The sequence below is a fragment of the Embleya sp. NPDC127516 genome (genome assembly GCF_044765325.1).
Lineage (GTDB): Bacteria > Actinomycetota > Actinomycetes > Streptomycetales > Streptomycetaceae > Embleya.
The window spans coordinates 63,907-74,207 of sequence record NZ_JBIWJT010000046.1 but is presented as its reverse complement, the minus strand read 5'-3'; the positions used below and the strand labels follow the sequence as shown (position 1 = coordinate 74,207).

General features: G+C 67.5%; 9 protein-coding genes. 4 read left to right on the top strand and 5 right to left on the bottom strand.

The genetic code is table 11. The features are described 5' to 3' along the window. Positions 1–205: 205 nt before the first annotated feature. The 3 genes from ACIRL2_RS47100 to ACIRL2_RS47090 form a co-directional block, all read right to left on the bottom strand. Entirely contained in the window at positions 206–502 is a 297-nt protein-coding gene (locus tag ACIRL2_RS47100; RefSeq protein WP_402241264.1) for a hypothetical protein, read from the bottom strand. A 19-nt stretch (positions 503–521) separates the two neighbouring features. After that, on the bottom strand, positions 522–857 hold the full coding sequence (locus ACIRL2_RS47095; protein WP_395873540.1) for a hypothetical protein: 336 nt from the start codon (positions 855–857) through the stop codon (positions 522–524). A gap of 1,058 nt (positions 858–1,915) precedes the next feature. Then, positions 1,916–2,263, bottom strand: a complete 348-nt coding sequence (locus ACIRL2_RS47090; protein WP_402241261.1) for a hypothetical protein — start codon at positions 2,261–2,263, stop codon at positions 1,916–1,918. Positions 2,264–2,938: 675 nt separating this feature from the next. Here ACIRL2_RS47090 and ACIRL2_RS47085 point away from each other — a divergent pair. The 4 genes from ACIRL2_RS47085 (at position 2,939) to ACIRL2_RS47070 (ending at position 8,701) form a co-directional block, all read left to right on the top strand. Further along, positions 2,939–3,961 (top strand): helix-turn-helix domain-containing protein, encoded by a 1,023-nt coding sequence (locus ACIRL2_RS47085; RefSeq protein ID WP_402241259.1) that lies wholly within the window; start codon positions 2,939–2,941, stop codon positions 3,959–3,961. A 292-nt stretch (positions 3,962–4,253) separates the two neighbouring features. Continuing rightward, positions 4,254–4,724, top strand: a complete 471-nt coding sequence (locus ACIRL2_RS47080; protein WP_395873537.1) for a hypothetical protein — start codon at positions 4,254–4,256, stop codon at positions 4,722–4,724. Between the two features lie 400 nt (positions 4,725–5,124). Continuing rightward, positions 5,125–6,867 (top strand): PhoX family protein, encoded by a 1,743-nt coding sequence (locus ACIRL2_RS47075; protein ID WP_402241257.1) that lies wholly within the window; start codon positions 5,125–5,127, stop codon positions 6,865–6,867. Between the two features lie 40 nt (positions 6,868–6,907). Beyond that, on the top strand, positions 6,908–8,701 hold the full coding sequence (locus ACIRL2_RS47070; RefSeq protein ID WP_395873535.1) for an N-acetylmuramoyl-L-alanine amidase: 1,794 nt from the start codon (positions 6,908–6,910) through the stop codon (positions 8,699–8,701). A 105-nt stretch (positions 8,702–8,806) separates the two neighbouring features. Here ACIRL2_RS47070 and ACIRL2_RS47065 read toward each other — a convergent pair whose 3' ends face one another. Continuing rightward, positions 8,807–9,076, bottom strand: a complete 270-nt coding sequence (locus tag ACIRL2_RS47065; RefSeq protein WP_395873534.1) for a hypothetical protein — start codon at positions 9,074–9,076, stop codon at positions 8,807–8,809. Positions 9,077–9,880: 804 nt separating this feature from the next. After that, a complete protein-coding gene (locus ACIRL2_RS47060) occupies positions 9,881–10,300 on the bottom strand; it encodes a PIN domain nuclease (RefSeq protein WP_395873546.1) in 420 nt (139 codons plus the stop codon). Position 10,301: the final 1 nt, after the last annotated feature.

Here is a 10,301-nt window from a genome sequence, read left to right as displayed (position 1 = left end):
GCCCTGCTTTCATGCGCTCTCAGCGCCGAGACCACTCCAACGAGAACCCAAGTCCTATAACCCGACGCCAAGTTCGGTATGACAACGGCTTCTAACAAACCACCGCTAGAGCTCACCCAAAGATGACCCCCGTACGGCGCCCGGGGACGCCCGGGCACCGGATCACCTACTCCTCGACAGCCGTGGCGTGGTCACGGCCTGCCGGTTATTCGAGGTAGCTTTCGTACGCGTAGAGGCCCGAACTTCTCATGTACCAGTAGTTGCCATAGTCGTTGATGCAGTAGTAGGTGATCAAGACCGATCCGCCGCCCCTGGAGACGACCGGGCTTCTGCCGTAGGGCTCAGTGTGCCAGGGCGTGTTTGATGCGAACTGCTGGTAACCGTTCCACTGGTAACAGTTGACCTGCACGGGTTGCGCGGCTGCGGCGGGCACAGCCAAGGCCCCCATCATCAATCCGATCCCGATCACAGCGCTGGCTAGAGTGCGCCGAATTGTCTTCACGGCCCTCCCCCTCCCGAGGTCAGCAATTATCGGTAGCACTGGTGTTTCCGCACCAGATCCACCCCGCGGCATCTGTGGACGTCTCGACGTAGTACCACAGGTTGCCGTACTGGTTCCGGAACGAGCCGTGCACCCAGAGGGGGTCACCCGGAGACGTGTAGACGACCTTGCCGCAGGTGGCCTCGTAGCAGTTCTTGACCCAACCGCCGTGCGAGAGGATGACCGGGACCGCAGCCGCCACGTCCTGTGTCGTGGACACATGCTCTCCGGCTGCCTGCGCGGGCAGGACCGGAGCGGCGACCACGAGCGCTCCGCCGAGACTCAGGGCGATCAGGGTGTTGCGAAGAATACGCATGGATTTCCTCTCCTACGACGAGCCGCTCACCAGATGCGGCCGTGTGGCGCGCAACTCCGGCAGCTGGATAAGTAATTCGTCGACGCAGCGGGCTGCCGTGACGGCCGTTTGGCCCGCTGCTGGGCACTGCACAGACTGCTGACCCATCGACAAGCGAAGCAACGAAAGTCGGCTGTCCCGGACAGCCCCCGACTGTCCGTGCCGGTCAGGGCCTTGTCCTGATCGCGACCCGGATAGACCGGATGAGTGTCTGGTGTTCCCTTTCCTTGTGAGTGCTGAACTGACCCGGAACCGAGAGTGAACGAGTTCACGAAGGCCGGTCCGCAGTCGGGGGGAATCGATGCTTGCCCGCAACCAGCGTGCCGAGAAGCGTTCGGGAAGTCGTTGTCGTGGCCTGCACGGTTCTTGTCCGTTCTCGCACGGCGTCGGAATTGTGAGGGTTTCGGTGCTCCCCGGGAGGTGTGCTGTACGCAGTTCGAAGGGTGCGGCTGAAGTTGGCGCCGTCGGTGAAACCCCACCGGGTCGCAACGGCCAGGACCGGGCGGGAGCGCAGGGCGGGATCGGCCGGATCGTGTCTGCGGCGTTCAAGCCGACTTCTGCGTCCAGTCGGCCAGTGCAGAACCCCCGCCGCCAGTGAACTCGATGTGGCTCGCCCTCCAGTGCGGGCCGCCTCCGAGCACATCACCCGTGTGCACTGCACCGAACCGGGCATCGTTCTCACGGCCGCCGACCTCCCGTGGAAGGACAATCACCGCCAGGCCACCCCGCAGGAACCGACGTATCCCGCCACCGACCCCCACGGCGCCGGCGGAATCCGGGTGGCGGCCCGGCGAGCATCGCCTCCACTCCGTGCTCCGCGAGCGGGCGGGCATGACCGGCGTGTTCGGCAGGGCGCCCGTTCAGAACTGAGACGGCGGGTGGTGCGCACGCACCCCCGCCGTCAGACGCCGACAGGGGCAACGCCCGCGTCCGCTATGGCGGCCTGGATTCGCCCGGCATCCTCGTCGAGGAGTTGCGGGACCGTCGGGCAGACATTCGGGTTCTGGTGGGTGGCGGTTTCAGTGGTCGAAGACGTCGGCCAGCCGTCCTTCGAGGGGGGCCCGGCCTCGGGAGGCGGCTCGGTCTGCGAGAAGGCGCAGCTGTGCGGGGGTGAGTCCGGCCAGGTCGCGGAAGTCACGGTTCATGTGTGCCTGGTCGTGGTAGCCGCACGCGGCCGCCCGGTCGGCGAAGGCGCCGAGGGGTGTGAACTCCACCTCCACAGCCTCCGCGATGCCCGCGTATCCGCCTTTGATCGACGACGCCCGCAGACCGGCGAGCATCGCGTGCCACGTCGTGCGCGCCGCCGGCGCGCTCCGGCTCTCGTGGAACAGGTGGAGGGGATCTCCCCATCCAAGGATCAACGTCACGGTGGCCGAGGGGAGCGTGAGCCTGACCGGTCCTCGCCGCGCGGTGCGATGACCTCTGTACATCACGACCTGGTCCCGTAACCGTTCGGAGGGGAGACGCTCCACGTACTCGCCACTGTTCCTCGATTCCATGGACATATCGACGACCTCCGTCCGCGACGCGTGCCGGCGCGCGCGTCGGTCGACTCTGGTCGGAGAGTGCGCCTTCGTACAAGTCGACCGCGCAGGGTTCAGAGCAATGTGGACACACCGCGCGGCGCCCGGCACAGCCGCTCCAGGACGCATCGCCGTGGAAGGAATGTTGGGCAGGCATGACTACCGACGAACAGCGGCAGCGGTCCGACTCCGCCTGGTTGTGGCTCGGATATCGGGCGAGTGCCTCTTGTTCGCTCTCGTGACAACGATGTACCGGGATCGGGCGGCTCGGATCACCACGGGCGCGATGCTGTTGCGGCGTCATGCCCGGCAGGTGGCGTTTGACGTGGTCGGCGCCGAAAGACACGTTCCCGAGCGCGGTCCGCGGGATGACCGGGGCGCCGTACCGCCAACGCAAGGACGAACAGCGCCATTCCCTCGAAGAAGCCACGCCGTTCGTCCTTACCGCGGATGGACGAACGGCGTGGTTCCGTTGAGTGGGCAGCGAGAGAGAAGCGGCTCGACCGAATGGAGCGGGTGATGATCGAGAACACCTTCAGTACCGAGGACTTACCCAAGGAGGACCGTTGGGCGAGCTGGTACGAATCCGGCACCAGGTCTCATCTGCCGACGTTGATCCGCACCGATCATCAGGACGACTTCCGGGGCTCGATACGCCTGCTCGATCTCGGCTCCGTGCAGGTATCCACACTCACCTACAGTCCGTTACAGGTGAGGCGGACCCCCAAACTGATCCGGCAATCCGACCCGGACATCCTCTACTTCGTGTTCCACCGGCGCGGGGGAATCGGGGTTGCTCAGGCGGGCCGTGAGGCCGTGCTCACCTCGCAGACGCTGGTCTTCTACGACACCTCTCAACCCTTCACCGCTTGGGCGACCGCCGAACACGGCTCGGTCGCCGGCTGTGTGATCCTGCAGGTGCCGAGGAAGCTCTTCCCCATCCGAACGGAGACTCTCGACCCGCTCCTGGCAGCTTCTTTGCCGAGTCGGGAAGGGTTCGGTGCCTTGCTCGCCGGTCATCTCGACCAACTGGTCACGAACGCTGCCGGCTATACCCCGGCGGACGCCGTCCGCCTGGCGGCCATCACCGTGGACCTGTCCGCCGCTCTGTGCTCACACGAGCTGGAATCCAACGACACCCTGCCGCCGGAGACACATCGCAGGGCGATACAAGCACAGGTTCACGCGTTCATCCGGGAACACCTCGGCGACCCCGACCTCTCGCCGGACACCATTGCCGCAGCTCACCAAATCTCCACGCGCTACCTTTACAAGCTCTTTCAGGATCAGGGTCTCACGGTGGCCGACTGGATCCGCAGGAGTCGGCTCGAACGCTGCAGGCGCGATCTGGCCGATCCCGCCCAGCGTTCCCGCTCGGTCCTGGCCATCGCGGTCCAGTGGGGTTTCAAGGACGGAGCCAACTTCAGCCGCGTCTTTCGATCCGCGTACGGCATGCCCCCCGGAGAGTACCGAAACCATCATCAAAGCGACGCCGTGCGAGAACCGACAAGAACCGTGCAGGCCACGACAAGGACTTCCTGATCGCTTCTCGGCACGCTGGTTCTCGACAGGCATCGACCTTCCGAACCGCATATCGACCACGCGTCGACTGTGTACCGGCTCCTTACCGGGCTTCGTACAAGTCACCCGCAGGAAGTCACCGCAGCTGACCGCCGCCTTGGAAGAGGCGTCTCGCGTGGCGAGCCACCATGGGATGCCTCGGCTGTACCGACCGGGAATCACCGCGTGACTCCGCAAAGCCGGTTTCCACGGCCTGATGAGTCCGGCTCGATGTGTATGGCTGGAGAATTGCGAAGAATGAGACGGGGAATCCATGAAGATTCGTTCCATCCTGACGACACTCGCAGCCGCCGGGATACTGGTGTTGGCGACCACGACCAATGCTCAGGCCGCGGACGGGAAGCAATTGGCCACCGATTCCGTCGGCCCCAGTGACAGTCAAACTTGGTACTGCACGTCCGGGAGCGCAAACGGCCAGGGCTGCTTTGCGCCTCTGGGAGAGTGGTTCAGGATCAAGGACACCTGGGCCGACACTTATCCGGTCGTGATTCAGTGGCGATTCTTCGATGACGAGGTGAGCCCGACCGGAGCGATAGTGCGGCAGGGCACGATCTGGAACACCGCCGGTCAGGCTGCGGGCTGGCGGTACGTCAACAAGTCGTTCCCTGAGAACCAGCCCGGGGTGACTCTCAAGTCGGTGAGCTTCCGTGCCTGCTCCGGGAATTACCCCTCGGACAGCGTTTCCGAAGGAACTTGCTCCGACTGGAGGAGCATCGGCACCTGACACCCGGAATATATATCGGCCCTGATGCTCGGAATTCGGTGGCCCGTGTGGCGACCGCACGGGCCACCGTTGCTCCCGGCTCCCGGCTCCCGGCTCCCGGCTCCCGGCAATGGCACGCGCTCGCCGATGCTCATTCGGCTCGGGCGACCCGGTATTCCCATCAGCCCCGAGCCAATCGCCGTTCGCCGATACCTCCCAGCGGTCGGGGATCCGTGGTGAGAGTGACCATCCACAGCCCTTCGGATCCGCAGCCACACAAGAATCATTGATTTCGCCCCTCGGGCACACCATCCGTCCTGCCACGGTGCTCCACCCTGCTGCGGGACACGCGCCACAGCACGACCTTCGAGTTCGGCAGATGATCGCCAGCGATCGACAGCTCAGTTGAGCGAGGTGACCTGTGTCAGCAGAGTTCGCATCCGGATCTCGTCCGGCCCCCACCCGCCGGACGCTCGTCGTCGGCGCGATCGCCTCGGCGGCTTGGATTCACACGGCCGCTCCCGCCGTTGCCGTACCCCAAGCCGCCGGTTCGGCGGGGACCGTCCCGTCCCCGGCCGACAGCCCCGACGCCGTGGTGGTCGATCCGCGGTACACGGCCGAGGCCATCGCCCCGTGGGGCGCAGCGATACCAGCCGGCAACCAGTCTCGGCCCGAGCGTGTCGGCACACACCACAGTGGCCTGCACTTCCAGCCCACCGGAATGGGTCGCGACGGTGAAGAGCGGGGATTGTTGATGATCGGTCACGAGTACGTCGGCGGCGTCGAGACGGCGCTGGGCCGGAGTGGACGGCCGCTGATCAAGGCCGACTTGGAGGAGATGCTTGCGGCCGTGGGTGTCACGATCGTCGCCGTTCGCAAGGATGGTGACGGTTCACGCACGACGACGGCACCGGCCAATCGGCGGATTACCGGGGTCACGCCCACAGCGTTCTCCGGGCCGGTGGGCAGCGACCGACCCGAGTTGCGCACTTCTCTGCCGGCGATGGGGGTTCTGGCGGCAAGTTTCCATGGAACGACGCCCTGGGGCACCGTCCTGGCGTGTGAGGAGAACTTCAACCGGTTCTTCGGGACGGACGATCCGGCCTGGAGCCCCGACGAGAACGAGCGCCGCTACGGCCTGGACGCCTTCGGGTACGGCCATTGCTGGCACCGGGCGGACGACCGGTTCGACGTGTCGGCCAGCCCACGCGAGCCGAACCGCTACGGCTGGGTCGTCGAGATCGACCCGGCCGATGAGAAATCCCTCCCCGTCAAGAGGACCGCCCTGGGACGGTTCGGTCACGCGGGCGCGACCGTCACCGAAGCGCACGGTCGCGTCGTCGCCTACAGCGGAGACGACGAGGACGGCGGCTATCTGTACAAGTTCGTCGGGGATCGCCCCTGGCGGACACATGTCCGCAGCGGTCGAAGTCCCCTGGACCACGGAACCCTGCTGGTGGCCAGATTCGACGAGGACGGCTCGGGCCACTGGCTGCCGTTGATTCACGGTAGCGGTCCGCTCATTCGCCGCAACGGTTGGCGAGACCAGGCAGATGTACTGCTGCGCACTCGACAGGCCGCCGACGCCGTCCGGGCGACCCCGTTGGGCCGGCCCCAGCAGGTCGCGCTCCACCCCCGACTGGGAGACGGATTCCTCGCGCTGGCCGACGTTGCCTCAGTCAAGGGGTGCCACGCCTCGTCGTGCGCAACTCCCGCCATGGCTTTGGGCCCCGGCGCGGACACCGGGCGCATCCTGCAATGGCACGAGATCGGAAGCGATCCTGCCGTGCGGTCGTTCCGATGGCGATTCGCAGCGATGGGTGACGACGGTCGCGGGCGAGCCGGGGTTCCCGCCGCGACGCTCGGTTCACCTCGAGGGCTGCGGTTCGACCGGGTCGGACGGCTGTGGATCACCACGGGCGGTGTCTTCGGTGGCCACGAGGACTCGGCAGCCAGCGCCCTGTTGGCTGCTGATCCGGAGTCGGGCACGGTCGTTCGTGTGGCCACCGCGCCCCACGGGGCTCGTTTCAACGGGGTCTCGGGCACCCCGGACGGCCGCACCGTCTTTGTCAACGTTCGACACGCCGACCGACCGGACTCCCGCGAGCGCTCGGCCACCATCGCGGTCAGCCGCCGTGACGGCGCGGTGATTTCCCCGATATGACCTTTGTTCGATCGACCACCGGTACCCGGAGGTGCTGCGCGTGATCTACATCGTTCCGCGATCGGCCTGGGGCGCTCAACCACCGAAGGTTCCCATCACCGGGACGTGGAAGCCCTGGCTCGGCGGGGTGGTCATCCACCACCACGGCCCCGGTTCCGGCTTTCCGAAGACCAACCACCAGGAGTGCTATCGCCAGGTCTGGGACATCCAGGACCGGGCGATAAACGTGTCCCTCTTCGAGGAGTGGGTGCTGGACAGGGACGTCTTCGACGATATTCCCTACAACTATCTGGTATGTCAGCATGGATGGGTCTTCGAGGGACGCGGCGCCAAAACGCGATCGGGGGCCAACGGCACGGCGACGCCCGGCGCGAATCAGGACTATTTCGCCGTGATGGGGATGATCGAGTCCGGCGACACCCCGTCCTCGGCGATGCTGACATCGATCCGCGAGCTGATTGCCCAACTGCGCTTGGAGGAGAGCGCCGGGCCACTGATAAAGGGACACCGGGACCTGAAGTCGTCCGCCGAATGCCCCAAGAACCTCTATCCCTACGTCCTTGACGGAACCCTCGAACCGGGCACGCGGCCACAGCCTCCGGTCGTCACCGTCGGGATCCAACCTCGCAGCCAGTGGGGGGCCCGACCGCCCCGGGCGGTCAACCGGGTGCCGCTGTCGGCCCGTACCGGCTTCACCATCCACTATTCGGCGGCCCCACCCACCCAGACACCCCGGCAAATCCAGAACTACCACATGGATTCCCACGGTTGGGACGACATCGGATACAACTTCCTGATCGACCGCGACGGACGTATCTACGAAGGGCGCGGCTGGACCGCCGAAGGCGCCCATGCCACCGGACACAACACGACCCACCTCGGGGTGTGTTTCATCGGTCGTGACGGCGAGGCCACCACCAAGACCCTGCAAGCCTTTCGGGCGCTGTACCTCTACGCCAACCGACTGACCGAGAAAACCCTCGCCAAGACCTGGCACAGCGGGTTGCCCGGCCAGTCGACCTCCTGCCCCGGTTCGTCGTTGCGGGCATGGGTGCAGGGCGGCATGGTCGGGGACGACGTCCCGATCACCGACGGCTCCGGCGACGGTTCGAGCGGCGGGATGGCGTCGGTTCGGTCGGTGGCCTCCCAGCAGCGGGCGGTGAATGAGATGGGTTACTCGCCCGCCCTGGTCGCCGATGGGATCTGGGGTCCCAAGACAGACGCCGGCGTGCGATGGCTGCAACAGCGAGTGGGCGTCACCGCCGACGGGCTCTGGGGACCGAACACCGAAACCGCGTACGCCGCGGCCACCGGGGGCGGTGGTTCGGGCGGCGGAATGACCTCGGTACGCTCCGTGGCATTCCAGCAGAACGCGGTCAACGCCCTGGGGTACTCGCCGAAACTGCACGTGGACGGCATCTGGGGTCCGGCCACCAACGCCGGGGTGCGCTGGCTCCAGAGCAAAGTCGGCGTCGCGGCCGACGGGCTCTGGGGCCCCGGCACCGACGCGGCCCACAACGCGTATCTGGACGAGGGCGCGCTTCTCGTGGTCGACGGCGACTTCGGTCCGACGACGATCGCCGCCATCCAGCGAGTAATCGGCGTTACCGCAGACGGTCAGTGGGGACCGGCGTCGATCCGAGCCCTGCAGAACCACCTGAACAACTGGAGCGGAGCCGGCCTCACGGTCGATGGCGCGATGGGCCCTGCCACGATCCGTTCCCTTCAACAGCACTTGAACAAGATGACCGGGGCCGGCCTGACGGTCGACGGCCTCTGGGGGCCGGGAACGATCCGATCGCTCCAGAACGCGCTCAATCTCGCCAAGTTCTGAGTCGAAGAGACCGGTGGGGACACCACATGCGATCCGCGGCCCTCGACGTCCGTGGTCCGGGTCGTGCCGTCGGGTGGCCGGGTTGGTGCGGGCCACCGGTTTCTTTCACGCCGGTTGGGCGTTGTCGGCCGTCGCGGGGTCGGGGTCGGGTCGTGACAGGGGGCGGGCGGCCCGGGCGGTGGCGAGGCCGGCGAGGAGGCCCAAGGGGAGTGCCGAGATCCATACCAGGGCGAGTGTGGTGATGCGGGCGAGGGCGAGTCCGGAGGTGGGGCCGATCGCGGTGCCGATGTCCTGCGTGGTGGACAGGGCCGCCTGGTAGGTGGCGCTGCGTCCCGGTGGGGCGTGGCGGGTGATGAAGGCCGAGGCGGACGCCACATGGCGCGGCGCTGGCAGGGGCGGCTGGGCCGGCTCACCGCGGCAACCCCGCCCTGACCGTGGACCCGGACGCCGACACGAACCCCACGTCGGATTCCGCCGGCCACGGGCCCGGTGTTCGACGACTTCCCGCCGCGCCCGCCACCCTGCGCCGGCTCCTGCCGGCCGAACCCGGCCGCAGCCCGACGACGACGTACCCGGAGACGGCACGGCCGCCGCCACCGGGTGCGAAACTCGCGCGTGGCTCCTTTCAAACCAGCCGGGGCGGAGCAAGCGGGAGGTGCGGCCCGGCCGGCATCCTCGGCGGGCGGTGTGTGGTCGATCTGTCCTCCCGGTCCTCCCGCATCGGCCGCTCGTTCACGCCGGTCGGGCGCTCCAGCGTGATCGTGACGTGCGTGTCCGGTACCGGGCCGCGGTCGTCGGGGTGGCGGAGCGGTTGTGGCGCGACAGTGGTGCCGGGCGGCCTCGGACGTTGCCCGCGGACGGGGCGTTCTGCCGCGAACTGGGGGAACGGGTCGGGCGGCCGTGGCTGGGGCCGGTGATCGCCGTCGACTACGGCGGGGCCTTGATCGCGTGGATGGGCGCCGTCATCCGCAGGCGCCGCGCCGTCGCGGGGGGCGGATCCGGGTCCGGGTCCGGGTTCGGGTGGGTGAACGATCCGTGGCGGGTGCGGCAGGAGGACCGGCCGGCGACCACGGCCGGGTGGGGCAACCTGTGGGCGGCGTGCACGCGCCCATGGGCGTCTCGACGCGGCGCCGTCGGTGAACCGTCCTGCGATGAGGCATGTGCGCGGAGCGCTCGCTGTCAGTCTGCTGTTCCGGCGGGGGCGACCCATGGGGTGGGCTGGCCGGTGACGGCGGCGATCATGTCGTAGTCGCCGTCGTAGTGCAGGACCACCACGCCGTGGCGCTCCGCAGTGGCGGCGATGAGCAGGTCGGCCATGGACAGCGCCCGGTGGAAGCCCTTGCCCACCGTCAGGCGCTGGACGTCCTTGGCACGGTCCCATACCTCGTCCGGGCAGGGAAGTTGGTCGAAGCCGGTGAGCAGGCGGTGCAGAGGGTCGGCCTCGTCGGCGTGGCGGGCGCTGTGCAGGACTTCCGTCTCCACCGCCCCGGTGACCGCGAGGAGTCCGCGGTCGGAGAGGTCGTCCAGGACGGGGCGCACGGCGGGTTTGCCCCAGCGGGCGAGCGCGGACTTGTCGATCAGGTAACGCTGCCGGTTCACG

What these genes read in the sequence shown, in the direction of transcription:
- ACIRL2_RS47095 (WP_395873540.1), bottom strand. Translation starts at nt 857, where the DNA reads ATGCGTATTCTTCGCAACACCCTGATCGCCCTGAGTCTCGGCGGAGCG.
- ACIRL2_RS47085 (WP_402241259.1), top strand. Translation starts at nt 2,939, where the DNA reads ATGATCGAGAACACCTTCAGTACCGAGGACTTACCCAAGGAGGACCGT.
- ACIRL2_RS47080 (WP_395873537.1), top strand. Translation starts at nt 4,254, where the DNA reads ATGAAGATTCGTTCCATCCTGACGACACTCGCAGCCGCCGGGATACTG.